This window comes from Fundicoccus ignavus, assembly GCF_009659375.1.
GTDB classification, from domain to species: Bacteria; Bacillota; Bacilli; order Lactobacillales; family Aerococcaceae; genus Fundicoccus; species Fundicoccus ignavus.
In genome coordinates this window covers 68948-94789 of record NZ_WJQT01000005.1, presented here as the reverse complement: position 1 = coordinate 94789, position 25842 = coordinate 68948, and the positions used below count along the sequence as shown (strand labels likewise).

At 40.6% G+C, this 25842-nt stretch carries 21 protein-coding genes, 1 tRNA gene, 1 riboswitch and 1 other annotated feature; of the genes, 15 read left to right on the top strand and 7 right to left on the bottom strand.

Going from position 1 to position 25842, the window contains the following annotated elements; all coding sequences use genetic code 11:
- The first annotated feature begins 1 nt into the window (after position 1).
- The 8 genes from GF867_RS05410 to GF867_RS05380 all read left to right on the top strand — a co-directional run bounded on the left by GF867_RS05410 (position 2) and on the right by GF867_RS05380 (position 9662).
- Positions 2-862, top strand: a complete 861-nt coding sequence (locus tag GF867_RS05410; RefSeq protein ID WP_153832090.1) for an ROK family protein — start codon at positions 2-4, stop codon at positions 860-862.
- A gap of 572 nt (positions 863-1434) precedes the next feature.
- Complete coding sequence (locus GF867_RS05405) at positions 1435-4974, top strand: G5 domain-containing protein (protein ID WP_153832089.1); 3540 nt, start codon at positions 1435-1437, stop codon at positions 4972-4974.
- Positions 4975-5098: 124 nt separating this feature from the next.
- The gene (locus tag GF867_RS05400) at positions 5099-5659 is read left to right on the top strand and encodes a GNAT family N-acetyltransferase (protein WP_216650266.1); all 561 of its coding nucleotides are present in this window, start codon (positions 5099-5101) and stop codon (positions 5657-5659) included.
- A 68-nt stretch (positions 5660-5727) separates the two neighbouring features.
- A tRNA-Leu gene (locus GF867_RS05395) sits at positions 5728-5813 on the top strand.
- 280 nt (positions 5814-6093) lie between these two features.
- Positions 6094-7158 (top strand): LLM class flavin-dependent oxidoreductase, encoded by a 1065-nt coding sequence (locus tag GF867_RS05390; RefSeq protein WP_216650265.1) that lies wholly within the window; start codon positions 6094-6096, stop codon positions 7156-7158.
- Between the two features lie 245 nt (positions 7159-7403).
- On the top strand, positions 7404-7562 hold the full coding sequence (locus tag GF867_RS13685) for a hypothetical protein (protein WP_172973962.1): 159 nt from the start codon (positions 7404-7406) through the stop codon (positions 7560-7562).
- Entirely contained in the window at positions 7532-8212 is a 681-nt protein-coding gene (locus GF867_RS05385; RefSeq protein WP_153832087.1) for a hypothetical protein, read from the top strand. The genes GF867_RS13685 and GF867_RS05385 overlap by 31 nt, the downstream gene beginning before the upstream one ends.
- A gap of 113 nt (positions 8213-8325) precedes the next feature.
- Positions 8326-8581: a binding site (T-box leader), on the top strand.
- 136 nt (positions 8582-8717) lie between these two features.
- Positions 8718-9662, top strand: a complete 945-nt coding sequence (locus tag GF867_RS05380; RefSeq protein WP_153832086.1) for a MetQ/NlpA family ABC transporter substrate-binding protein — start codon at positions 8718-8720, stop codon at positions 9660-9662.
- 230 nt (positions 9663-9892) lie between these two features.
- Here GF867_RS05380 and GF867_RS05375 read toward each other — a convergent pair whose 3' ends face one another.
- The 3 genes from GF867_RS05375 to glnA form a co-directional block, all read right to left on the bottom strand.
- Entirely contained in the window at positions 9893-11116 is a 1224-nt protein-coding gene (locus GF867_RS05375) for an LL-diaminopimelate aminotransferase (RefSeq protein ID WP_253940749.1), read from the bottom strand.
- Between the two features lie 10 nt (positions 11117-11126).
- Positions 11127-12002, bottom strand: coding sequence for a diaminopimelate epimerase (gene dapF / locus GF867_RS05370; protein WP_153832084.1), 876 nt, complete (start codon positions 12000-12002; stop codon positions 11127-11129).
- Between the two features lie 94 nt (positions 12003-12096).
- A riboswitch (Lysine riboswitch) is annotated at positions 12097-12242 on the bottom strand.
- Between the two features lie 82 nt (positions 12243-12324).
- Positions 12325-13671: a type I glutamate--ammonia ligase gene (gene glnA / locus GF867_RS05365; RefSeq protein WP_153832083.1), complete on the bottom strand. Its 1347-nt coding sequence runs from the start codon at positions 13669-13671 to the stop codon at positions 12325-12327.
- Positions 13672-14125: 454 nt separating this feature from the next.
- Here glnA and GF867_RS05360 point away from each other — a divergent pair, with 454 nt between their 5' ends.
- A complete protein-coding gene (locus GF867_RS05360; protein ID WP_172972602.1) occupies positions 14126-14290 on the top strand; it encodes a hypothetical protein in 165 nt (54 codons plus the stop codon).
- A gap of 147 nt (positions 14291-14437) precedes the next feature.
- Here the strand turns inward: GF867_RS05360 and GF867_RS05355 are convergent, their stop codons facing one another.
- From GF867_RS05355 to GF867_RS05340, 4 genes are all read right to left on the bottom strand, one after another.
- Positions 14438-15124 carry a hypothetical protein gene (locus tag GF867_RS05355; protein ID WP_153832081.1) on the bottom strand — a complete coding sequence of 229 codons (687 nt, stop codon included), beginning with the start codon at positions 15122-15124 and terminating at the stop codon, positions 14438-14440.
- A 103-nt stretch (positions 15125-15227) separates the two neighbouring features.
- The gene (locus GF867_RS05350; RefSeq protein WP_153832080.1) at positions 15228-16004 is read right to left on the bottom strand and encodes an ABC transporter permease; all 777 of its coding nucleotides are present in this window, start codon (positions 16002-16004) and stop codon (positions 15228-15230) included.
- A 2-nt stretch (positions 16005-16006) separates the two neighbouring features.
- The gene (locus GF867_RS05345) at positions 16007-16792 is read right to left on the bottom strand and encodes an ABC transporter permease (RefSeq protein WP_153832079.1); all 786 of its coding nucleotides are present in this window, start codon (positions 16790-16792) and stop codon (positions 16007-16009) included.
- On the bottom strand, positions 16789-17763 hold the full coding sequence (locus GF867_RS05340; protein ID WP_153832078.1) for an ABC transporter ATP-binding protein: 975 nt from the start codon (positions 17761-17763) through the stop codon (positions 16789-16791). Before GF867_RS05340 ends, GF867_RS05345 begins: the two co-directional genes overlap by 4 nt.
- 522 nt (positions 17764-18285) lie before the next feature.
- On the opposite strand from GF867_RS05340, the gene GF867_RS05335 reads away from it, so the two are divergent.
- From GF867_RS05335 to GF867_RS05310, 6 genes are all read left to right on the top strand, one after another.
- Complete coding sequence (locus tag GF867_RS05335) at positions 18286-19071, top strand: PHP domain-containing protein (protein ID WP_153832077.1); 786 nt, start codon at positions 18286-18288, stop codon at positions 19069-19071.
- 316 nt (positions 19072-19387) lie between these two features.
- Positions 19388-21163 carry an ABC transporter ATP-binding protein gene (locus GF867_RS05330; RefSeq protein ID WP_153832076.1) on the top strand — a complete coding sequence of 592 codons (1776 nt, stop codon included), beginning with the start codon at positions 19388-19390 and terminating at the stop codon, positions 21161-21163.
- Positions 21164-21180: 17 nt separating this feature from the next.
- A complete protein-coding gene (locus GF867_RS05325; protein ID WP_153832075.1) occupies positions 21181-23043 on the top strand; it encodes an ABC transporter ATP-binding protein in 1863 nt (620 codons plus the stop codon).
- 411 nt (positions 23044-23454) lie between these two features.
- A complete protein-coding gene (locus GF867_RS05320) occupies positions 23455-24384 on the top strand; it encodes an ABC transporter substrate-binding protein (RefSeq protein WP_153832074.1) in 930 nt (309 codons plus the stop codon).
- Positions 24368-25165 (top strand): ABC transporter ATP-binding protein, encoded by a 798-nt coding sequence (locus tag GF867_RS05315; RefSeq protein ID WP_153832073.1) that lies wholly within the window; start codon positions 24368-24370, stop codon positions 25163-25165. The genes GF867_RS05320 and GF867_RS05315 overlap by 17 nt, the downstream gene beginning before the upstream one ends.
- Positions 25095-25832 (top strand): ABC transporter permease, encoded by a 738-nt coding sequence (locus GF867_RS05310; protein WP_153832072.1) that lies wholly within the window; start codon positions 25095-25097, stop codon positions 25830-25832. Before GF867_RS05315 ends, GF867_RS05310 begins: the two co-directional genes overlap by 71 nt.
- Positions 25833-25842: the final 10 nt, after the last annotated feature.

Below are 25842 nucleotides of genomic sequence, written 5' to 3'. Positions count from 1 at the left end.
GTTGAAAGTAGGAGCAATAGAAGCAGGAGGCACAAAGTTCGTCTGTGCTGTCGGCAATGAACAGAATGAAATCATTGAAAGAGTCTCTTTCCCAACCACAACGCCAGGAGAGACCTTAGCGCATGTGTTTACGTTTTTCGATCAATATCAAGATGAATTAAAGGCAATTGGTATTGGATCTTTCGGACCAATCGAAGTGCGTCAAAGTTCACCGCGTTATGGTTATATTTTATCGACGCCTAAATTAGGGTGGAAGAATTTCGATTTCTTATCTGCAATGAGAGCACGCTATGATATTCCAATGGCTTGGACAACGGATGTGAATGCGGCAGCGGTAGGTGAAGCAAGTTTAGGTGCTGCTAAAGGGCTCAATAATATGTTGTACATGACAGTCGGAACGGGTGTAGGCGTTGGTGCTTTAGTGAATGGTCAATTACTAGAAGGTATCGGGCACCCAGAAATGGGCCATGTGATTGTGCACCCACATCCTGAAGACCACTACGCTGGCTTTTGTCCTTATCACGGAAATTGTCTGGAGGGTATGGCTGCAGGACCATCGATAGACGGTCGTTTAGGTGTGTCTGGTAAAGAGATTGCGGCAGATCATGAAGTGTGGAATTATGTTGCGAATTATCTCGGCCAAGCTTTGGTTGATTACACGTTAATTTTACGTCCAGAGCGAATTGTGATTGGTGGGGGTAATATGAAAGTTCCCGGCATGTTGGATAAAATTAAAGAACAGTATGAGCAATTGATGGCGGAGTATGTCGATTATCCAACATTAGATGAATATATTGTGCTACCTGGCTTAGGCGATAATGCAGGGATTACAGGTGCTTTGAGCTTAGCGAATCAGGCATAAGAATAATTAACTAGTGAGTTCTTTCGATTGGGAAAGAACTCTTTTTTGTAGTATAAGGGATTATACGTTTTATGTTGATTTACCAAGCTTTGTACTTCGCTCAGCTGATTGTTTTTCAAAGCGGTAGTCGTTTTTAGAAAACCATCATCGTAAGCTACGCGAGTTGATAGGAATAAAATTTTTGAAATATGGTAGAAGCTAAACCAGCTTTAAATAAATCAGACATATTCCAAGTGTTTTCGATGCATTGTTTCGAATGCAATCTGAATGACTATTTTGAGAAAATTATTCGTACCTATTTTTAAAGTTAAAGTGGAAATACGTGAAATTTTAAATAATTACATTTGAATGTTAGGTTTGTTTGTAAAGACAAGACCTACAGGAAGTAAACATAATATGGAATCAGTAAGAAGAAACAGACGAAGCGTTTAATTTTGTGAATAAAAAGGCTATAAATAAACATTTGTCTCGATTTCGGAACGAGTCTTAATGTTTGAGAAAAATTTAAATTATCTATAAACTATATTTAAATGGGTGGTTTTAATGAAGTTTAGATTAAGAGGAGGACCGATATGAGAAAGACTGGAAATAAGGTGTTAAAGAAAATTAAAGGCGGTGCTTGGATAGCGGTTGCTTTAATGGGCGCTTTAACATTTGCACCTTTAGCTGAAGTTGTCGCAACCCCAGACAACCAATTAATTGCTTTCGTTACTGCATCGAATTGGGCAAGTGATTTTGAAGGCAAAGAAGAGGCACTAATAGATAAGCAAGTAATGGAAGAGTTAGAACTTGCTTTGAGTAAAGTGAGTTTATTATGGAAAGAAAATTCGGTTGAAGATATTCGGAAAGAAATTGAACGTCAAGAAAAGGCAGGACTTGAAGTTTATATTATTCAGTGGGGCGATACGCTGAGTGCGATTGCTGCTGCTATTGAGGTCGATGAAGATCAATTAGCTAAAGCGAACCAACTTGAAGAAAAGAATTTAATTTTAGTAGGGGATATTTTAACATTTGGCGACTTGTATGAAATTGGTTCAGTGTCTAATAATACTGAACAGGTAGCTATAGCACCTACCAAGCCTCAAGTACCTGTTCAACCAATAGAACCTGAAACACCAACGCCACCAACTAATCCAGAGGAACCGACAAAACCTGAAACACCAACGCCACCAACTAATCCAGAGGAACCGACAGAACCAGAGGAACCTAACATAACAGAAGAAGTGATTGAGGAACACCAAGTTTTAGATCCAGTCGTAGAAGTAGTCGCTGAACAAGAAATTCCAGCTGAAGAAGGTCGTAGTGGCGAAGAAGTCACGGAGGGTGAAACAACACTTATCGATAGTCAAACAACTGTCGAAGAAGATGTAATTCCGGGTGAAGACGTTGTGACTCAAGTGCCGGTTGAAGAGCCGGAATTAGACGAAGAAGGCAACCCAGTTTTAGATGAAGAGGGCAATCCTGTTTTTAAAACGGTTTGGGTAGATGAAGTAACACCTGGCGTTGATATCCAAGTGGTGACAAGTACGACGACCGATACGATTCAACAGGGTTTTGCGACACGTGTGATTTACGACAATACATTAGCGGAAGGTACTGAAATTGTTGAGCAAGAAGGCCAAGATGGTCTTGTCACTCGTACTACGATTGAAGTAACGCACGATGGTGTCTTAGTCGACTCGCAGATGAATGAAAGTATTCTACAGGAAGAAATGGAACGTGTGGTTCGAGTGGGGACTAAAATTGCACCGGGAACTCTACAGACGGTTGTTGTGACGACCACCACTTTACACGGTACGATTCAAATCACGGACGCATCGCTTTATGAAGACTATTATGAAGTAAATGTAGTTGGCACGGATGGTATGCAGCGTACAACTTATGAAGTTGTCTTAGATAATCAAGGCATTGAACTATCGCGCACTGAAGTGAGTACCGAAGTAGTTGAACCAGTTTATGAAGTGGTAACGGTTGGGACTAAACCTATTCATGAGTCTGAAATTCAAACCGTCGAAGAAACAATCGCTTTTACGACAGAAACACGTGAGAACCCGGAATTAGCTGAAGGGGTTCGAAACGTTTTACAAGTAGGACAAAATGGTCTGAAGACTTTAACGTATGATGTAGCGTATCAATATGGAAAAGAAGTGTCACGTGAATTAGTGAATGAAGTCATCACGCTCCAAGCAATTCCTGAAATTATTGAAATTGGTACGAAAGTAGAAGAAGAACCGGTTAAAGAAACGGTGATCAGAACGGAGACCATTGAAGTAGCCTTTACGACGGAAACAAAAGAAAATCCTAACTTACCTGAAGGTGAACAAAGAGTTGTACAAGCAGGTCAGAATGGCTTGGAAGAAATTACCTATCAAGAGACATTAATTGATGGTGTATTGACGGAAACAATTGAAGTAGCGCGTGAAATTGTTCAAGCTCCAGTTACTCAGATAATTGAAGTGGGTACAAAAGTAGAAGAAGAACCGGAAGAACCAACTGAAGAAGTTGTAACAGTTCAAGAAACGGAACCAATTCCTTTTAATACAATTGAACAAGAAAATCCAGAATTACCAGTAGGACACCGTCAAGTTATAACAGCAGGCGTTAATGGCATCACAACAGTGACTTATTCCGTTACATATGTGGACGGACAAGAAGTTCAACGTGTAGAATTGAATCGCGTTGTGACGCAAGTAGCTGTTGACGAAGTCGTTGAAGTTGGGACTAAAGTAGTGCCAAATGAAGAAATAAAAACTGAAACAAGGACTAATGAGCTACCTTTTGAAATGGAAGAACGTCAAAACCCTAACTTATTAGAAGGTCAAACAACGATTGTTCAACAGGGTGTACCAGGTATTGAAACCATTACGGAGACGGTCACTTATGTCGATGGCGAAGAAATTAGCCGTACAGAGACTGGGCGTGAAGTCACCACTGCTCCTGTCACACATATTGTAGAGATTGGAACGAAGAAAGCCCCTGTTGCCGATACGGATAGCTCAAATTTCCATCAAGTAGATTACACAATTGTGGATGCAGAATTACCGAGCGATCGAATTGTGATCGATTTAGATACGTTAACCAGTGATACACTGTATGATCTGTCAGAACATTATACGCATATTGTGACGAATCATGGAACGATTTACGAAGTGATGGATAAAGACAATTTCCGAGATGCGACGACTTATGTAAGTAGCTATCTGTATAATGCGGGTGATTCGCGTGTTGAAGTCTTGGTGCCAGCGAATATGACACCGGATATGTTGGCGCATTTCAATGCATCGGCTTTAATTAATAATTTAGCCTATGATATTCAATTCAAGGCTGATCATATGTTTAACCAAGAATATACGCAAGACTTGTATGAAGTGAGTGAACTGTATCAAGTTTACACACCAGCGATGTTGGCGGATGTAAAAGCCAATAAAGTAAGAGCAGAAAGAATACTCGCGGCACTTGAACCAGGCACGCAAGCCTACCAAGACGCCGAACTTGCACTCGCGAATCTGAATGCAAACTATTATAGCTTCATTACACGTTATAATAATGCTTTAACAGAAGGTGATTTGCTGACGGTTGAGTATTCAGAGGATGCGACTGTGAATGGCCGAACTGAGAAAATGAAGTCGACGATTGAACAAGTGCTCAATACGATTCCAACATCATTGAAATCACTGATTCAAAGTGTCACTATTGTTCCACAATCAGACATGCCGAACAGTTGGAATGGCACTTCAACGATCGCTGCCTACGCAACAGGTCGTTTTGAGTTATTCTTCTCACAAGACACAGTAGCGAATTTAGGATTAATTTACCATGAATTGGGTCATTTAGTTGATTTCTCAACAGTTCTTTATGACCAAACTTTAAATAATTCGACTCAATTATCTAAAACGGCTGAATGGCAAACTATTTTTAATAACGAATGGAATCAAGCTGGCTCTTACTATGCCACAGAACTTGAAGCCTTTGGCCAAGCCTATGGCGCTTATGCGTTAAATAAATACCATAACATGAGTATGAATGAAGTAGGCTACGTTGGCTATGGACTAGAAGGCCGTCCAGAAACTACTACTTATTTCGAAAATTTATTCTCACGCTTAAACTACTAGTCTAATAACGAACTCCCTGACACGCTGTTAGGGAGTTTTTCTGCCGGGATATGAAACTACTTGCTTTATCTAACTTAAACTGTTACATTGGTCTATAAAAAAACAACAGAAGAAGGTGCCGCAAGTGGAACAATTAGGAACGATTCAACTCGAAACAGAGCGCTTAATCTTAAGACGATTTACACCATCAGATTCCGAGGGAATTTATAAAAATTGGACAAGCGATGATGCTGTCACACAATACTTAACGTGGCAAACTCATCAATCAATCGCCGATTCAAAAGCTTTTATCGAAGCAGTCTCGGCTGGTTATGACGATAAAACAAGCTATAATTGGGCCATTTGCTTAAAGTCGAATCCAGATGCACCAATTGGATCAATCGGCTTAGGAAGATTCAATGAAGCACTTCATTCAGTTGAAGTGGGTTATGCTTTAGGTAAAGCTTGGTGGCGTCAGGGAATAATGAGTGAAGCTTTCGCGGCAGTGATTTCTTTTGCATTTAAAGAGTTAAAGATTAATCGTCTTGTCGCAACGCATCATCTAGGTAATCCAAATTCAGGAAAAGTGATGGAAAAGTGTGGCTTAAAGTATGAAGGTGTCCTACGCCAAGCAGGCTTAGATAATCAAAAACGCTTTGTTGACTTGAAACAATACAGTATTCTAGCGACTGATTATATAATTTAATAAAAACTTAAAAAACAGCTTGACTATTTTACTCTTACTGGTTAAAATAATAAAGCACAGTTCTTAAAGCCGGGGTGGCGGAACTGGCAGACGCACAGGACTTAAAATCCTGCGGTGAGTGATCACCGTGCCGGTTCGATTCCGGCCCTCGGCATTATAACCTCACAAACACACTTGAGTTCTTAAATGAGCTAAGTGTGTTTTTTTTGTATTAGGTTTTATATGTTTAGTGCTGATTTACTGCGCTTTGTGCTTCGCTTAGCTTATTATTTCCAAGGCGGTGGTCGCTTTCAAAGCCTCTCAAATGTTCATGCTCACGATCTGGGTGCACATATTAACATTAATTAAATTATAAACTTCGAAAGCGAGACAAACGTTCAAATGGGTGTTATAATAAAAGGAGTGAATATTTTAGAGAAAGAAGGCGACGGTCAATGGGGATGGGGAAATATCGAATTGACGAACAAGCTGGAATGGAAATTGGGGTTTATACACTAGGCGATCATTTTCCGGATGCCTTAACGGGTAACCGTATTTCAGCTCAACAAAGAATAAATGAAATAATTGAAATGGCTAAATTAACTGAACAGGCAGGATTGGATTTCTTTAGTGTGGGAGAGAGTCATCAAGAGTATTTTGCCTCTCAAGCACATACGGTGATTTTAAGTGCAATTGCTCAAGCGACGGATAAAATTAAAATTGCGAGCTCTGCTTCTGTAATTAGTACCTCAGATCCAGTGCGTGTTTATGAAGATTTCGCGACACTTGATTTAATTTCAGATGGGCGTGCAGAGATTATTGGTGGACGCGCTTCAAGAACAGGTGTCTTTGATTTACTCGGATATGACGTGAGAGATTATGAAGCCCTCTTTGAAGAGAAATTTGAATTATTGTTAAAGATTAACGAAAATGAGCGTGTGAACTGGGAAGGGAAATTTAGAGCACCTTTAGTGGATGCGGAAGTATTACCAAGACCTAAAAATGGAAGTTTACCTATTTGGCGTGCAGTGGGTGGTCCGCCTGCTAGTGCTATTCGAGCTGGTTTACAAGGAGTGCCAATGTACTTAGCTACTTTAGGCGGTCCAGCGTCATCGTTTAAAGTTTCTGTTGAAGCTTATCGAAATGCGTTAACACATCGTGGCTTTGATCCTAAGGATTTCCCTGTGGCGATTGCAGGTTGGTTTTATGCGGCAGAAGATTCGCAAACTGCAATGCGTGAGGTGTATCCTTATTGGGATGCAGGCTTTAAAATTTCGAATGGTGTTGGTCTGAATAAGCAAGCTTTTGCTCAAGGAGCCGATGTTCGCAGTGTCCAAAACGTTGGGAGCCCGCAACAAATAATTGAGAAAATACTCTATCAACATGAAAACTTCCAACATCAACGATATATTGCTCAGATGGATTTCGGTGGTGTTCCTCATCATCAAATTATGAAGAATATTGAATTACTGGGTGATGTGATTGCGCCAGCTGTTAAGAAATATACAAAGAAAAAATAAACAAGTATTTATTTTCCGTAAGCCTTTTATCAGGGACTTGCGGTTTTTTTAATATAAGGTTTTTTAAGTTTAAGATTGATTTAATAACCTTTGTACTTCGCTCCCCTTGTTTTCTAAGGTGGTGGTCGCTTTCAAATCCTCACTGAAGTTCGTGCTTTTCTAGCTCAATCGACTAGGCTCTGTCTACTTCGCCTTGCTCATAGTCAGAGCAAGCTACTACGCTGATAGGGTTTGCTAGTCTAACGATGATTGCGTTGTTGGTGATCTACTCCTCTAAGCGAATTGTGGCACCCGTTCAAGAAAATTTAGATCGTCAAAAGCAATTCATTACCGATGCTGGTCATGAGATTAAAACGCCGTTGGCGATATCTCAGTGTTTGCGGATGACGACGGCTTTAACGTAGCGGGTGGAAATGATCAATCTTCATTAAATCGAATGGGTGCTAATCCTTTTGACGTCAACGAAGAGAACTTACTATTGATTAACGGTGGGACAATTTATGTCAATGCCTACGGCGATGGCCTTGACTCGAATGGTTATACTGTCATTAATGGTGGTGACATTACGATTAGCGGACCTGAAAATGATGGCAATGGTACTTTAGATGCGGGTGGCGGTACAACCATTACAGGCGGAACACTTGTTGGCTCAGGTAGTAGTGGCATGGCAGAAGAATTTGCCTCAGACTCGACACAAGTCAACGTGCTACAGAATCTAGAGACGACCTATGAAGCAGGGACTGAAATAACGATTAGTGACGCTACAGGGAATGTCATGCTATCTTGGGTAGCCGATAAAACCTTTAGTTCCTTGATTTTCAGTTCACCAGAGTTAACGATTGGTGAAACCTATACGATCTCAATAGCAGGCAACTTAACGGAACTGATACTGACCGATACCATCAATTCTAATGGTGGCTATGGTGGGATGATGCAGCCTGGTGGTGGCAATATGATGCAACCAGGAACTGATATGCCGACGCCTCCCGGTATGAACTCGAACGAAAATCCGATGATGCCAGAAGAATCCATGGAAGCAAACGACTACCTTTAACCCCTAGCCAAAATACGATCGCACACCATAAATGAGAAAATGCTAATTTTTTGATTAAAAAAGGTTGACAATTATTAAATGATGGCTTAGAATGTGAAACATAGACCAGTATTTGAAACGCAATGAAGTGGAAAGTAAATTGAATCAACCTTCTTAGAGAGCTCATGGGTGGTGCAAATGAGCAAGGTTTGACCGATTGAAAATGGCCACAGAGCGGTCACTGTGAATGAGTCATCACAAACAGTGAACGGAAGCAACCGTTAACGTGCCGCAGTATAAGACTAGGAGTCAACGTACTGTATGAGGTTATTCTAGTGATGGAATAACGAACAAAGGTGGTACCACGGAGTTTAAGCTCACGTCCTTTCTATTGAGATAGAGGACGTGAGCTTTTTTGTATGGAAGGAGGCAATCGATACAGAATCGATGAATTAGCGTAGTGGGTATGGATATGTTTAAAGCAAACAAACAACTAAAAAAATTGAACAACAAAGGAGAAATTAACATGAAAAAATTATTTAAAGGCTTATCAGCATTAACATTAGTAGGTTTATTAGCAGCAGGTTCAACAGTTAGCGTCTTTGCGCAAGATGAAGAAGCTAAATTTGACGGTGAAAAAGTTTCAGTTGGTGTCGCAAGTGACTATGAAGCAGATGTTTGGGAAGTAGTTGTTGAACAAGCAGCTGAAGAAGGGATTGAAGTGGAAATTGTCTTATTTACAGACTATGTTCAACCAAATATTTCTTTACAAGATGGCTCAACTGACTTAAATGCCTTCCAACATATCGCGTTCTTAAATAGTTGGAATGAAGAAAATGATGGAGACTTAACGCCATTAGGTTTCACTTACGTGGCACCCTTACGTGCTTACTCTGATAAAATCGAATCATTAGATGATTTACAAGATGGTGATAAAGTTGCGATTCCTAATGATCCTACAAACGGTGGACGTGCTTTATTAGCCTTAGAACAAGCAGGTGTTATCGAAGTTGATGACGCAGCGGGTATCTTACCAACAGTTGACGATATCACAGTGAACGACAAGAACCTTGAGTTTGAAGAATTAGAAGCAGCTCAATTAGCACAAGTATTACCAGATGTAGCAGCAGCATTCATTAACAATAACTTTGCTTTAGATGCAGGCTTATCAGTAGATGACGCAATCTTCTCAGATGGTGATGACATTGAAAGTTTAGCAGCTGACTACAAAAACGTGATTGCGACACGTGGCGCAGACGTTGACAACGAATTATACGCACACATCGTAGCGTTATACCAATCAGAAACAGTAGCTGATAAATTAGCTGAAGTTTCAAACGGTGCTGACTTACCAGCTTGGACTGAAAACGACGAGTACCCATTAAACCTTGAAGCAGCTGAAGATGATTCAGAAACAACTGAAGAATCAACAGAAGAAGCAACAGATGAAGAAACTTCTGACGAAGAATAATATCAAAATTAATAATAAAAATAACTACTGAATAAAACATTGAGTGGCTAAACCTCGGTATAATACCGAAGTTTAGCCACTCAGTTTTTGTATAAGCTTATGGGGTTAATGGAGGTTGTATTTCGCTCGCCGTTGAATTTATCCAATGCGGTGGTCGCTTCTAGAGACTCGCTGACGTTCTTGATTTTGAAGTTCAAAGGCTTAGGTTAGCGAAGTGATTCGTTCGCCTGTTATGCTTGAGTGAAAAAACGTTGAATGCGTTCAACTGCTTGGATGGTCCGCTCGCGTGAATTAAAGGCGGTTAATCTGAAATAACCTTCGCCACTAGGACCGAAACCACTACCGGGTGTTCCAACAACTTGAGTCGCTTCGAGTAAGGCGTCGAAAAATTCCCAAGACGTCAGATGGTTTGGTGTTTTTAACCAAATATAAGGGGCATTAATACCACCGAATACGGTTGCGCCAACTGCTTCTAGGCCTGCACGAATGATACGAGCATTTTCCATGTAATAAGCGATGTGTTCGTTAATTTGTGTGTTACCAGGTTCTTGGTAACAAGCCCAACCTGCTCTTTGAATAATATAAGGAGCGCCATTGAATTTAGTGCTTTGGCGACGTGACCATAACTTATTCAAACATTGTCCTTGGAAAGATAGTTCTTGAGGGACGACCGTATACCCTAGCCTTAAACCAGTGAAACCAGCTTTCTTCGAGAAACTTCTGACTTCAATTGCGCATTTTGTCGCGCCTTCACATTCGTAGATTGAATGTGGAATATTCGGTTCTTGAATATAGGCTTCATAGGCTGCGTCAAATAAGATTAAACTATTGTTTTCTAAAGCATAGTCTACCCAAGTTTGTAATTCAGGTTTACTCAAGGTCATACCGGTAGGATTATTAGGATAACAAAGGTAAATGACATCGACAGCTTGTTTAGGAAGTTCAGGAATAAATTGATTGGCTTCGTTACTGCTTAAGTAAGTTAAGTCACTCCATTGTCCGATTTGCTCATCCCAATCGCCTAAGCGTCCGGCTAAGACATTGCTGTCGATATAAACAGGATAGACAGGGTCGCCGATTGCAATTTTATTGTTCACTTCAAACAGCTCTTGCAAATTCGCTATATCGCTTTTGGCGCCATCGGAAATAAAAATTTCTGAAGCGTCAATCGCAAGGCCTCGGTCTTGGAAATCATGCTGTGCGACAGATTGGCGTAAGAAGTCATAACCACCCTCAGGACCATAACCTTGGAACGTTTCACTACTTGCCTGTTCATCGACTGCTTTATGGAGTGCGTCAATAACCGCGGGAACTATCGGCTGAGTCACATCTCCGATACCTAATGAAATAAGATCTGAGTTAGGATGCTGTGTCTTGTATTGCTCAACTTTCTGATTGATGGTTGAGAATAAATAGTTTGCGGGAATTTTCTGGTAATTCATATTGGGTTTCATGATACTCCTCCTAGTGGGTGTTTGGGTAATAAGAGCCGGAAAAACGAGTGCGAGCAGGGCCTTCCATATAAACATCGCCTGATGTTGAAGTGTCCCAAGTGATAATTAAGGAACCACCAAGTAAATTGACAGTTACAGTCTTGTCGGTGAAACCGTTAAGGATGCTAGCAACGGCAACTGCACAAGCGCCAGTGCCGCAAGCTAACGTTTCGCCACTGCCTCTCTCCCAAACGCGCATATTAATTTCATCTGAGCGAATTATTTCTGCGAATTCAGTATTAATTTGTTCAGGAAAACATTCATGATGTTCGAATTTAGGGCCGAGCGATTGTAGGTCGAGTTGCGAAATTTCGGGATGGAAAATGACTAAATGGGGATTGCCCATTGATACGGCGGTCACTTGGTAGGTAGTATTTTCTAAAGTGAATGGGTGTTGTAACCAATTGGCTTCTTTTGTTTGGACTGGGATGAGCGAATTCTCGAGAATCGGTTGGCCCATATTGACGCGAGCGCCTGTCACTTGTCCTGATTGATTGAAAATAAGTTCTACTTGCTTAACGCCACTGAGGGTTTCAATAGTCAGATGTTTATCGGACCAAAGGTGTTGGTCGTAAATAAATTTGGCCAAACAGCGGATACCGTTACCACACATCTTGCCTTCACTTCCGTCTAAGTTGAACATGCGCATCTTAAAGTCCGCAATGGAAGAGGGACGAAGGACGATGATGCCGTCACTGCCGATGCCGTAATGTCTTTCGCTCATTTCAACTGCTAAGTCAGCTAAATTCGATAAATTCTCTGCTAAATCGTTAATGTAAATATAGTCATTACCAAGGCCTTCCATTTTCGTGAAGGGGATGCCTTGATTGTTTATTAAATGTGTCATTGTGTCTCACTCCTTAATTAGTTTAATAAAAATAGGACCACAAACAAAAGTCTGTGGTCCTCGGAATGGAGCGAGTAACATTCTTTTGCCGGGTAATTGTTTGCACAATCAAACTTAACTGGCAGTTAAGTTGAACAGTTACTAACCTATTATGATTAGCAACCAACGATTCATCGTTTCGGCAACTTTCCCTTTCCAGACATAATCTGTACTCTTGTCAGTCGCACCTCGCACAATTCCTTTTTATTTTTAATAGCATATCATTGTATTTAATTGACGTCAACTAATTATTATCAATCTCTTTAATATTTTGTATTTTGAATTAGTAACAGGTGAAGTATTTCTCAATTTCCCAAGGTGAGACATACATGGCAAAGTCTTTGTACTCTTGGTTTTTAGCTTTGATAAAGTTGCTCGCAATGTGTGGCCCTAATGCGTCAAGCATATCTGGTGAGGCAGCAAGCTTGTCAACCGCTTCTTTTAAAGAACCGGGTAGGCTGATGATATGATGAGCTTGGCGTTCTTCGGCCGTCATGCGATAAATGTTACGGTCAACAGGTTCTGGTGTGGCTAATTTTTCTTTGATGCCAAGTAGACCAGCTTTTAAGATAACAGCTAGTGCTAAATAAGGGTTGGCAGATGGGTCGACACTTCTCAATTCTACCCGCGTGGAATTTCCTCTAGCAGCAGGAATTCGAATCAAAGGCGAGCGATTCTTTTCGCTCCACGCGACATAGACAGGTGCTTCATAACCTGGAACCAAGCGTTTGTAAGAGTTAACAGTTGGGTTACAAACGGCAGTAAAATCTGTTGCATATTTCATAAGCCCGGCGATAAAGTGCATGGCTACATCTGACAATCCAGATGTTGAAGTTGGGTCGTAAAAGGCATTGCCATCTGAGGTGAAAAGTGAAAGATTGAAATGCATACCAGAACCATTGATACCAAAGAGTGGTTTGGGCATAAAGGTTGCGTGTAAATGGTGTCGACGGGCGACTGTTTTAACGATTAATTTGAAAGTTTGGATGTTATCGCAAGCTGAGATCGCATCGGCATATTTCCAATCGATTTCGTGTTGGCCGTGCGCCACCTCATGATGACTGGCTTCGATTTCGAAACCTAATGCTTCTAACTCGAGAACAATATCTCGGCGGCAATTTTCAGCCAAGTCATTCGGTGCTAAGTCAAAGTAGCCACCGTGGTCATTCAATTGCATCGTTGGGTTTTCTTGATCATCGAGTTTGAATAAGAAAAATTCTGCTTCGGGTCCTAAATAGAATTGTTTGAAGCCCATCGCAGTCATTTCTTCAAGTACACGTTTTAAGTTACTACGTGGATCTCCTGCGAAGATGTCACGTTGTGGAGTTTCTACATCGCAAATCAACCTTGCGATTCGGCTAGTTTCGTTCTCTGTAATCGCCCAATCGAAGACGAGCCAAGTGGCTAAATCAGGCACCAAGTACATATCGCTTTCTTCGATTCTGACAAAACCTTCAATGGATGATCCGTCAAACATCATGTTGTTATCTAAAGCTTTGCTTAATTGAGACAATGGAATCTCAACATTCTTAATCGTTCCAAGGATATCTGTAAACATTAATCGAATAAAACGTACATTTTTTTCATCAGCATCTGCTAGGATACTCTCTTTTGTCCACGTCTTTGTCATACTATTCCCTCCGTTATTAAATATTAAATAGAAATATTTTTTTGTATTTTGTTAGATTATAGAGGGTAAATATCTCAGAAACAACTTTTTGGTCACCTGCTATGTCATAAAATATGACGCAAAAACAGCGTTTTTAACAATATTAACTAGCGAGACGATAACATTGTGATATAATATTACACAAAATAGGTCGTGATAAATTGTTGGTAATTAAATGATAAATATTGAGGTTAGTTGGATTTAATTGTGTCAATTAAATGAAAGTTTATGGAGGTGAAAATAATTTTTTGTAAGAAAAAAAGTATTTTTTGAAAAGCCAGTTGTTAATAGCAAAATAAAAGTACATAAGTTTGCAGAACATTTGTACATAACTCTGTAGGCAAAAAAGGCCTTGTTAGCTATCCCCTTATCCTCTAAAGTTACTTTTACTTGGAGGTAGAAAAGGATGCTAACAATGACCGATATTAATACTATTAAAAGTTTAAGAAATAATCACGATAAATCGACTAACGGTATTCCCCCAACGCTCAGTATCAATTGGCGCATAGCTAAAAAATATGCGGATCAACCTGTATGGCCCAAATCCAGCAAAAAAATAGAACGAGCTAAATCAATATAAACCTTAAAGTTGCTTATAAAATAGCCAGTAAGAAAATCTCACTGGCCGCAAAGCAGGTCGAGGTTATGCTTAAGTTTTTATTATATAAGGGATTATAGGCTTTTGTTGATTTAGCAAGGCTTGTACTACTTTCAGCTTGTTGTTTTTCTAAAGTGGTAGGCGCTTGCTGATTGAATCTCCTGTACCTTCGGCTAGTTTAGGCCTTAATCTGGTCGATTCCCCTGGACTATCGGCTAGTTTAGGCCTTAATCTGGTCGATTCCCCTGGACTATCGGCTAGAAAAGCCATTAATCTGGTCGATTCCCCTGTACCTTCGGCTAGTTTAGGCCTTAATCTGGTCGATTCCCCTGTACTATCGGCTAGAAAAGCCATTAATCTGGTCGATTCCCTCGGACTATCGGCTATAAAAGCCATTAATCTAGTCGATTCCCCTGGATCTTCGGCTAGTTTAGGCCTTAATCTGGTCGATTCCCCAGGACCTTTGGCTAGAAAAGCCATTAATCTGGTCGATTCCCCAGGACCTTCGGCTAGAAAAGCCATTAATCTGGTCGATTCCCCTGTACCTTCGGCTAGAAAAGCCATTAATCTAGTCGATTCCCCAGGACCTTCGGCTAGATTAGGCCTTAATCTAGTCGATTCCCCCAGACTATCGGCTATAAAAACCATTAATCTGGTCGATTCCCCTGTACCTTCGGCTAGTTTAGGCCTTAATCTGGTCGATTCCCTCGGACTATCGGCTATAAAAGCCATTAATCTAGTCGATTCCCCTGTACCTTCGGCTAGTTTAGGCCTTAATCTGGTCGATTCCCTCGGACTATCGGCTATAAAAGCCATTAATCTAGTCGATTCCCCTGTACCTTCGGCTAGTTTAGGCCTAATCTAGTCGATTCCCCCAGACTCGTCTGAGTTTCTTTGATAAGAACGCGATGCTTGTGCTTTAAGAACCCGTTGATTGATAATGTTTTAAAGCAAAGCGCCAAAAACCATAAACGGGAAATACGAATAAAGTCGCGACTAAAGGTAGAAACATAAGGTAGAGCTGATCACTACGGTCAGTTAAATATAGTAAAGGGTAATATTGAACTAAAGCCAGTGGCACAATAAATGTCAGAAATTTCAGGACGAATTCCCCGTAAATTGAGAAGGGATACTGGCCAAATTCACGCCCGCCATCCGTTAGAATGTTGATAAATTCTAAACCCTCCAAGGTAAAAAAGCAGAGGCTAGCATACAATAAAAACAGGCTTGCGAATACGATAGTAGCGCCGAACCACATGAAGATGATGGTTAATATTTTGGCTGGGGTCCAGGTAATGGTGCTGTTGGTAACGGCCCAGATAAAGAGTAATACGGCTTGAATTAAACGGCCGATTCGCGAAAACTCCATTCTAGAACCGAGAATCTGAATAAATAGGTTCTTAGGTCTGACAAGCATGCGATCGAATTCACCGTTACTAATAATTTGCGCAAAACTGTCGAAGCCTCGGGCGAATAGTTCAGCGGTCGCAAAGGCGAAGGCGACAATTGAAAAATTTAACAGCACTTCAGATAAGGTAAAGTCTGCCACTTGATAAAAACGGTGCATCATAAAGTAAACGCCTAGAAAAGAAGTGAAGGTGGCAAGAAACTGGCCGAAAAGGAGCATTAAGAAAGAGGCTTTATGCTGTAATTGACTGTTGAGTTGGATTTTTAAATAACGTCCATATAATTTCATGCTTAACCTCCTTGGATAACGACGCGTGTTAAGGCGTTTTTCATAAATAGTTGGCCGAATACAATCAATGTGATGAGCCAGAATAGTTGTGGAAAGATAATGGTCCACTCTGTGATGTCACCACTGTAAACTCTCAGTGGTACATTTTGCATTAGACCAAAAGGCGTTAATTCTATTACGTGTTGAATAGAATCTGGAAGGAAAGGCAAAGGAATAATGCCGCCTGTTAGAAAATCTCCGATGGTCATCACGAGTGTGCGTATGCCGGTTGAGGATAATAAATAAAAAGTTGAAATATAAATTAACATCAAAAAAGCGATGACTAAGCAAGTGCTTAATAACATCGTGAGTAGAAATAAAGGTAAATGTTGACTGATAGATAAACCATAAGGTTCTGGTAAGAAAAGGGCCACGATTAAAGGCGGGAAACAACGTAAGAGTGTGCGTGCTGAGCGAAAAGCTAGCGTCTTCGCAAACCAATGTTTATACAGGCTGAGTGGTCGCACTAGTTCGTAAGCAATTTGCCCATCCGTCACACTTGTAAAGATACTGTTGTCGAAAATCCAGACAGCGAATAAATTGAGAAATGCTTGTTGGAGCCAGATATAATCTGTTACTTGGCTTAAGCCCATGGGAAAGGCACTTGGATTACTTTGATAGAATGCGTTAAACATTAAAACTAACATAAAGCCCCAAGCAAATTGTGTGAGAATACCAGCGAAAGCAGCCGAACGGTATTGAAGCACACTAATGAAATGAACGCGAAAGATACTCAAATAGGCTTTCATATTTCAAACTCCTGGTAGAGGTTAACGACTAATTCTTCAGCGGTCGGCTGCTTGACCGTTAAGGAAGTTACCTCGAGTTGCTTTGCTAAGCTTTCAATCGCTTTAGCTAGCGAAAGTTGTTGCGTATCGACTTCGACTAAATAATGACCGGCTGTTTGTTCCAGTAAAGTCATTCCAGCTTGGGCTTGGAAGTTGCCATGCACAGCTTCAATGACAATCTGTGTGTGGTCTTGTTGCCGCTGTTTAAGCTCTTTCAATGAACCATCTAATAGAATGCGACCCTTACCAATTAACAGAATTCTTTCGGTCAGTGCTTCGATATCGTGCATGTCATGGGTGGTTAGAATAATGGTGGTTTGATGTTCATGGTTCAGCTCTTGAATAAATTGACGAAGAGCTATTTTGGAATGGGCATCCAGACCAATCGTGGGTTCATCTAAAAATAAGAGCGAAGGAGAATGCAGCAGAGAAGCTGCGATTTCACAACGCATTCGTTGACCTAGACTCAGTTGGCGCGTCGGAGTGGTAAGCAAATCGCCAATGTTTAAACGCTCACTCAACTCATTAAGCTTTTGGCGGTAAGCGGCTTGATCAATGTCATAGATGTCCCGTAGTAATTCAAACGAATCAATTACTGGTACTTCCCACCACAGCTGTGAACGTTGACCGAACACCACGCCAATATTGCGCACGTGTTCCTTGCGATTTTTCCATGGTGTCAGGCCGTTGATGACACAACTCCCGCTATCAGGAACAAGCACACCACTCATAATCTTGATGGTACTACTTTTACCAGCGCCATTCGGCCCAATATAACCGACCATTTCGCCAGGTTGGATATTGAAGGAAATATCACTGAGAGCATCAATTTGAGTGTACTCTTTATGGAACAAGGCTTTACTTGTCTGCCAGAAACCAGCTGATCGTTTAGCCACTTTAAAACTCTTTTGAATCTGTTGTAATTCAATCATGAATTCATTGCCACCTTTCAAGTCATTTTAAGGAACAATAGTGTAGCATAACGTTTGGTCTAAAGCTAGAATAAACCTTAAAAAACTAGGGCCTTTAAAATCCGTTTAGTAGTTTTAACTTGATCGTATAGCTTTACTTTTGATGGAATACTTAACGTAGCGCAGCGACTTGTTTTCCAAAGCGGTATCAAGGGCCATCGGCGCAACTTGCTCTGACTTTGAGCAAAGCGAATTAGACATAGCCTAGCCGATTGAGCTGGAAAAGCACGAACGTCAGTGAGGCTTTGAAAGCGACCACCGCCTTGGAAAACAATAAGCTGAGTGAAGCACAAACCTCGTTAAATCAACATAATGCCTATAATCCCTTATACTATTAAAAATCAGCAGGTCCCCTTTAATTCATTATCTAAACAAAATCGACATAGTAAACGCTTTCTCGATGCCCTTTGTAAGAAAATATCTTCCACTTCCGTTATACTAAAGTTAGTCAGTATTTGAGATTCTAATAAAAAGGAGTTTATTATGCGTTATTATGACCAACATTTGCACACTTATTTTTCACCGGATTCTTCAGAGACTTTTGAAAACTACTTGGACCAATCAGATTTACCAGTCGTGACGACTGAACACCTTGATTTCTTTAGCTCAGCACAAGCCATACCCAATGTTATCCCGGATTACACAGGCTACGTTCAAAAGCTAGACCAACTCAATGCCGAATATGACAACCGATTACTCAAAGGCATCGAAGTAGGCTTCACCTACGCTGATCGCCACCGCATTGAAGACTTCCTAGCTGACAAAACTTACGACATCCAATTACTCAGCATTCACCATAACGGGCGCCACGGCTTTATGACCCTGAATCACGACACCAAACCACTCAACACCCACCTAGACGAATACTTTGACCTCATGTTAGAAGCTGTCAACCACGCCCCCTACGCCAATGTCCTCGCTCACTTTGACTTCGGCTTACGCGGCTATGACAACGTCCAACTAACAGACCTAGAACGCAAAGAAGCCGTCCTAACACAAATCTTTAACAAAATGATCGAACAAGACCAAGCACTCGAACTCAACACCCGTAGCATGTACCGCTACGACAGTGCCCACCTCTATGACTACGCCATTGCCCTATATACACAACTAGGCGGCAAACTCTTTACCGTCAGCTCAGATGCTCACGTGGCAGCGGACTACCAACTACACTTCACCGACGCCTACGCCATGTTACGCCGACACAACGTCCAACACCTCGCCACCTACCAAAACCAAACCATCCAACTCGTCGACCTCCCCAACTAAACCCCCTAACCTTGCTTAACCAAAAGAGCAAGGTTTTTTTCAACGGAAATAATAACAAGCCACATAAAACGAAAAAAAATAATGAAATGAATTACGAAAAGAAAGTAAATTTAAAAACATGTATAGACGACTCAGCAGCGGATAAAAATACTTTTGAAAATTGAAACATAATGCGTGACATTTGGAAGCGGTAGCTTTAAACTATATCATTGATGGTATAAGAATATTGCCAGAAGATTGTTAATTAAATGTAAGCGTTTTTGTAATTAACAATAAGTTGTCATGTCGCAGTGGTTTTAAGAAATCGAGGTGTAAAATGAATAATTTTAGTTGGGCTTGGACATATGTCAAACCAAATTGGCGTGGAATGCTTGTCGCTAGCCTACTGTTACTGGTCAATTCGGGCTTGTTTTTAGTCAATCCGTATTTAATTGGTTTAATTGTAGATCAGGTCATCTACGCAAACCAAGGGCAATTATTAATTCCTATTATTCTGACAATGGTAGCAGCCGCTTTAATTCGAACAGTTGTGCGCTACACATATCAAATGATGTTTGAACAAATATCTCAAAATTCGCTTTTCCGTTTACGTCAAGATTTATACCATAAAGTGAGTGAATTGGACTTTGAGTATTTCAATCATACCCGTGTCGGAGATATTATGGCACGAATGACAGGAGATACCGATGCAATTCGTCATTTTATTGGTTGGGTTTCTTACAATATTGTTGAAAGTGTGGTGTGGTTTGTTTGTGCCATCATCGCGATGGGCGCCATCAACATTCCGTTGACGATCGCATTGGTAGCAGTCACACCTTTAATCTTTATCTTTGCACGCCGTTTAGTGAAAGAGAGCAGCGCGAAATTCTTCGATATTCGCGAAAGTTTTTCTCGCCTGAACTCAATGGTTGAAGAAAACATTGGAGGCAACCGTGTGGTTAAAGCCTTTGCCCAAGAAGCATTTGAAGTCGAAAAGTTTGATTTACATAACGATGATTTTAAACAAAAGAATTTAGCTTCGGCGGATGTAACCCGTCGTTTTATGCCTTGGTTAGAAGGATTTGCGGGTAGCTTGAGTGTCATCACGCTCGTTTTAGGGGGCTACTTGGTTATTAGAGGATCAATTTCAATCGGTGATTTAGTCGCTTTTAATAGTTACTTGTGGATGCTGAATAACCCTATGCGAATGAGTGGTTGGCTCTTAAATGATGTGCAAAGATTCCAAGCAGCTTGTATTAAAATTCGTGATTTATTAACCACTCAATCCCGTATACCAGTGTCGGCTCATGAAGATATTCCAGCGGTAAAAGGGCAAGTTGAATTTAAAGATGTATCTTTCAAATTTGCGGATGATCCTAATTTTGCTGTATTGAATAACGTCAGCTTTAAGGCAGAAGTGGGTCAAACTATTGGTATTATTGGTGAAACTGGGTCAGGTAAGTCGACGTTAGTGAACTTGATTGGCCGATTCTATGATGCTACCGAAGGGGAGGTCCTAATTGATGGACATAACATCAAAGAATATCCCGTACGTTTTCTAAGAAACCATATTTCGATGGTCATGCAGGATGTCTTCCTATTCTCGAATACAATTTCGGATAATATTGCGTTCGGAGACCCTTATACGAGCCAAGAAAACATTAAACGCATGGCTGCTGTCGCGGACGCAGATGCTTTTATTTCAAGAATGCCAGACGGTTACGGTACGATAGTCGGCGAACGTGGTGTTGGTTTATCCGGCGGACAGAAACAAAGAATTAGTTTGGCCCGTGCCTTAACGAAAGTGCCAAGTATTCTGATTCTAGATGATACGACATCAGCAGTTGATATGGAAACAGAAGCGAAGATTCAACAGGGACTGAGCGAAGTGACTGAATTAACCACGACCTTTATCATTGCCCACCGTATTTCATCTGTTCGTGAAGCAGATTTAATTTTAATGTTGGACAAAGGCTCGATTGTTGAACGTGGTACGCATAGTCAATTAATTGCGCAAAGAGGACGTTATTACCGTCTTTACCAGAAACAATTGGGAATGGAAATTGCTGAAGATGAGGTTGTTTCAACTTTAACTGAAACAACCAGCTCTTAATGGGCGGAGGTGTGAAGATGTTTAAAAAGAAAAAAGTAACAGATCCAGAAAATTTTACAGCACAAGAAAATCTAACGGAAGAAGAAAAAGTGTATACACGTCAACGTATTGAAGATGACGAAGAGCTCGAACAAGAGTTTAAATTTTCAGACTTAAAACGTGTCGCCAAGTATTTAACGCCTTACCGTTCAGCAGTCTTAAAAGTGCTAGTTACAATTATGATTGCCAACATAGCGGCTTTAATCGGACCTTTATTAACACGTAGTGCCATTGATGTGGTCATTCCTGCTGAGGATATTCCTCGCCTATTACTTTACGGCGTACTATTCGGCATAACCCTGTTTATCATTGGGCTTTGCATGCGTTACCGTATTTATGCGATAACCGAAATTGGTCAAGATACACTAAAAGATATGCGCTCTGATTTATTTATACATTTGCAGACGCTACCGTTTTCGTATTTTGACAGTCGTCCTCATGGCAAAATATTAATTCGTGTCGTGAACTATATTAATACCTTGAGTGATTTGTTGAGTAATGGTGTGATTAACTTAGTCTCGGACTTATTCAGTTTATTCTTTACATTAGCCATCATGTTGATGATTGATGTGCGCTTAACGTTATATAGTTTAGCGTTGTTACCAGTGCTGTTTCTATTGGTGTTGTGGTTGAAAAATTCACAGCGTCGAGCTTATCAGCAATTGAGTAATAAACAATCAACGCTGAATGCTTTTATTCATGAGAGTATTGCTGGGATTCGTATTACGCAATCATTTGCCCGTGAGGAAGTGAACCATCAAATTTTCACGAGCATCAGTGAGGAAAATAGAAGCCACTGGATGAAAGCTGTGAAAATTCAGTTCTTAATGTGGCCGATCGTTGAGAATATTTCAATTCTGACTGTAACCTTAATTTATTTTGTAGGGATTCGTCAGATTGGTGTCGATGTATCAACCGGAACATTGATCGCTTTTGTGGCGTATGTGAATAACTTTTGGAATCCGATCATTAATATTGGAAACTTCTACAATAACTTAATTACAGCGTCAGCTTATCTAGAACGTATCTTTGAAACGTTAGACGAGCAGCCTTTGATTGTTGACGCACCAGAAGCTCAACCATTACCAGCGATTGAAGGTCATATTAAATTTGAAGATGTGATTTTCCGCTATGAGCCTGGAAAGAATATTCTGGATGGCGTTTCATTTGAGATGCCTCCTGGTAAAACGGTCGCTTTAGTAGGGCCAACGGGTTCAGGTAAAACAACCATTATCAGTTTATTGAGTCGTTTCTATGACATTAACGAAGGTAGCATTAAAATTGATGGTTATGATATCCGAGACATCACCATGCAATCCTTGCGTAAGCAAATGGGGGTAATGTTACAAGATACCTTTATTTTCTCAGGAACCATTATCGATAATATTCGTTACGGTAATCTTGATGCAACGGAGGAAGAGGTGATTGCGGCTGCGAAAACAGTGCGCGCGCATGATTTTATTATGAATCTTAAAGATGGTTATTACACGGCAGTTGAAGAGCGCGGAAGTACTTTATCTGCTGGTCAGCGCCAATTGATTGCGTTCGCTCGTACCATTATTGCCAATCCGCGCATCTTAATTCTAGATGAGGCAACTAGCAGTATTGATACGGAAACAGAAGAATTGTTACAAGAAGGTCTGCAACAGCTCTTGAAAGGTCGTACATCTTTCATTATTGCCCACCGCTTGTCAACCATTCGCAACAGTGATCAAATTTTCTATATTGAACAGGGACGTATTGTGGAACGCGGAAGTCATCAAGAATTACTTGAGTTGCGCGGTCTCTACTATCAATTGTATCAATCGCAATATAATCAACTACTTGAACAGAATCGTTAAACAACAGCCTCAGCAATCAGATGATTTGCTGGGGCTTTCTTTTTATATTAGGGATTATAAGATTTATGTTGATTTACTAAGTTTTGTAATTCGTTCAGCGTATCGTTTCTCCAAAGTCTCTCGCAAACTGAGAGACATGCTCCAGCTCCCCTCAAAGCCCCTCGCGGCAAAAACGAGGGTCCAAATCGCACAAAAACCGTAAATAGACTTATTTTAGTGAAATTTCATCCATCGACTCACTAATGCACGCAAGCGATAAAGAAATTTTCTTCATGCATGTAGAGTCTATCCTTCAGAAACTTCAAAAAGGAGCGCCTAACATTAAAAAAACGCTATTAATGAATTTCAAGCTATGTTAAACTAACCATATGTCAAGTGAATCTTGTCACAAATTAAAGGGAGGAAGATAAGATGAATAAGATTATCAAAGGATTTATGATAGCTTTTTTAGTTTCAAGTAGTGTATTAATCAACGGAATAAAGGTACAGGCTCAGGAAGAGCGGAAGGAAACAGCGGTCGATTTATTAGTCGGTGTGATGCCCGCAACAGACTCAGCGCCTATTTTTTGGGCCGATGAATATGGTCTTTTTGAAGAAGCTGGCATTTCAGTCCAAGTGGAATTATTTACAAATGCAATGAACCAACAATCATCCGCTCAAACTCAACAAATTGATGTTTACATGGCGAGTTTAGTTGAATTTATCATTGCCCGAGAAAATAATTCAGATGCTGGAGCGATCACAACGACTACCGATGGTGTCTTTCCAATTGTTGTGTCCCCAGAGTATGATGGTGGTGAGGAAGTAAAAATTGGCTTAATGGAAATCAGTGTAACGAACTATATCGCGGACTTATTTTTAACAGATTATGTGTTAGATAAACAATTTATAGCAGAAGTACCATTGCGTATCCAAATGTTATTAGCAGGTGAGTTGGATATGGCGGTCTTACCAGAACCAATGGCCACAAATGCAGCAGCACAAGGCTTAGACAAAATACTAATCAACGAATCGCAAGATTTTTCTCCAAATGTCATGATTTTTAACCAAGAAACGTTAGAAAATGATGCAACAATAGTAGCCGCTTTCCATGAAGCATATAATGCTGCGGTTGAAGCGATGAAAGGTCAAGAAGATGCAGTCAGAGCTTTGTTGATTGAACGTCTAGGTCTAGATGCTGCAATCCAAGATGATATTATTTTACCAACATATCATTTAACGCGCGTACCGAGTGAAGAGTATGTGGAAGAAGCGCGCGCATGGGTTGAAACATTATTAGACCAGAAAATTTCAGTAACCTATGATGAATTAGTTGTGAAGGATTATGTCAGTGGAGATTAGTGTCAGCGACTTGCAAGTGGCAGCGGGTTCTAAAATTATTCTGGATGATTTAAACTTTGCACTAAAGCAGCAGAAAATTACAGTGGTGATCGGACCATCAGGTAGCGGTAAAAGCACATTGTTGCATGCTCTAGCCGGCTGGCAAGAGTTGAGTCATGGCAAGATCGAACCCTCGCTTAGCATGGAAGAAGTTGGGATGTTGTTTCAAGATTATCAGTTGTTCCCTTGGCACACAGTGAGTAAAAATTTCTTATTAGCTCAAGCGGGGCTCAAGTTAACGAAAACTGAAAAACATCAGCGTGCTATAGCCATAGCAGGGCAGTTAGAAGTTAATGCTCTATTTAAACACTACCCTCATCAACTGAGTGGCGGTCAACAACAGCGTGTGGCTCTGGGTCAGCTATTATTAAAGAATGCACGTTACCTTTTATTAGATGAACCAACTTCAGCTTTGGATGCCTTTACTAAAGAAAAAATCCAAGATGTTTTACTGCAACTGCAAAGCCAAAACCAAGTAACGATTGTCATGATAACCCACAGTATTGAAGAAGCAGCATATTTAGGTCATGAAGTGTTAGTATTACACGAAGGGCAGCTATTAGCTCAATTGACAAATAGCCATGTTGGCAGTCCCAATTACCGACAAAGCCCGCATTTTTTTGAACAACAAGTAAAACTCCGCCAATTATTAGGAGGAGGGGGTGTTGACCATGACTCGCAAACGATTAACTCGACTCTATGCGATCATTATTGTATTACTGATGTGGGCAGGACTTCATGAGCAATTACAAGCTTTTATTGTGCCGGATCCGATTGCTGTCTTTCGCTATTTATTGGAAAATATGCTGAGCGGTCAATTGACTCAACATGTAATCGCCAGCTTGCTACGCATTATGTGGGCGATGTTAGGTACTGTGCTCATTGGAGCCGGGTTGGGCTTGTTGGCAGGTAGTATTCCATTAGTTGATTGTTTATTAACACCAATTGTTTACTTATTTTATCCAATACCTAGAGTAGCTTTTCTACCAGTATTTCTACTTTTATTAGGTTTAGGCGAACAATCGAAAGTGGCTTTAATGATTGCAGTGGCGGCTTTTTATATTTATATTCCTTTGCGCGATACACTTCAACAGTTGCCACAAAATTATACTTGGCAAGCTAAGCAATTTGGCTTTACAATCTGGCAGCGCTTGGTTTATATTATTTTGCCGGCACTTGGTAGTGAATTGTTTACAGCTCTTAAGCTCGTTTTAGGGACGAGTATGGCCACTTTATTCTTTGTAGAGAACTATGTTACCCAATGGGGACTGGGCTATTTTATTATGAATAGTTGGTTCAAGTCGGATTATGTTGCATTGTATGCGGGCATCGTTTTACTGAGTTTTATCGGGAATATACTCTTTGACTTATTAGCCCTTGCTCAGAGATATTGTTTGAAATGGCAATGACTCAGTTAAT

Excerpts from the sequence above, each read along its gene's own strand:
- GF867_RS05405 (WP_153832089.1), top strand. The coding sequence starts at position 1,435 with ATGAGAAAGACTGGAAATAAGGTGTTAAAGAAAATTAAAGGCGGTGCT.
- GF867_RS05390 (WP_216650265.1), top strand. The coding sequence starts at position 6,094 with ATGGGGATGGGGAAATATCGAATTGACGAACAAGCTGGAATGGAAATT.
- GF867_RS13685 (WP_172973962.1), top strand. The coding sequence starts at position 7,404 with ATGATTGCGTTGTTGGTGATCTACTCCTCTAAGCGAATTGTGGCACCC.
- GF867_RS05380 (WP_153832086.1), top strand. The coding sequence starts at position 8,718 with ATGAAAAAATTATTTAAAGGCTTATCAGCATTAACATTAGTAGGTTTA.
- GF867_RS05375 (WP_253940749.1), bottom strand. The coding sequence starts at position 11,116 with ATGAAACCCAATATGAATTACCAGAAAATTCCCGCAAACTATTTATTC.
- dapF (WP_153832084.1), bottom strand. The coding sequence starts at position 12,002 with ATGACACATTTAATAAACAATCAAGGCATCCCCTTCACGAAAATGGAA.
- glnA (WP_153832083.1), bottom strand. The coding sequence starts at position 13,671 with ATGACAAAGACGTGGACAAAAGAGAGTATCCTAGCAGATGCTGATGAA.
- GF867_RS05360 (WP_172972602.1), top strand. The coding sequence starts at position 14,126 with ATGACCGATATTAATACTATTAAAAGTTTAAGAAATAATCACGATAAA.
- GF867_RS05355 (WP_153832081.1), bottom strand. The coding sequence starts at position 15,124 with ATGGCTTTTATAGCCGATAGTCCGAGGGAATCGACCAGATTAAGGCCT.
- GF867_RS05350 (WP_153832080.1), bottom strand. The coding sequence starts at position 16,004 with ATGAAATTATATGGACGTTATTTAAAAATCCAACTCAACAGTCAATTA.
- GF867_RS05345 (WP_153832079.1), bottom strand. The coding sequence starts at position 16,792 with ATGAAAGCCTATTTGAGTATCTTTCGCGTTCATTTCATTAGTGTGCTT.
- GF867_RS05340 (WP_153832078.1), bottom strand. The coding sequence starts at position 17,763 with ATGATTGAATTACAACAGATTCAAAAGAGTTTTAAAGTGGCTAAACGA.
- GF867_RS05335 (WP_153832077.1), top strand. The coding sequence starts at position 18,286 with ATGCGTTATTATGACCAACATTTGCACACTTATTTTTCACCGGATTCT.
- GF867_RS05330 (WP_153832076.1), top strand. The coding sequence starts at position 19,388 with ATGAATAATTTTAGTTGGGCTTGGACATATGTCAAACCAAATTGGCGT.
- GF867_RS05325 (WP_153832075.1), top strand. The coding sequence starts at position 21,181 with ATGTTTAAAAAGAAAAAAGTAACAGATCCAGAAAATTTTACAGCACAA.
- GF867_RS05320 (WP_153832074.1), top strand. The coding sequence starts at position 23,455 with ATGAATAAGATTATCAAAGGATTTATGATAGCTTTTTTAGTTTCAAGT.
- GF867_RS05315 (WP_153832073.1), top strand. The coding sequence starts at position 24,368 with ATGTCAGTGGAGATTAGTGTCAGCGACTTGCAAGTGGCAGCGGGTTCT.
- GF867_RS05310 (WP_153832072.1), top strand. The coding sequence starts at position 25,095 with ATGACTCGCAAACGATTAACTCGACTCTATGCGATCATTATTGTATTA.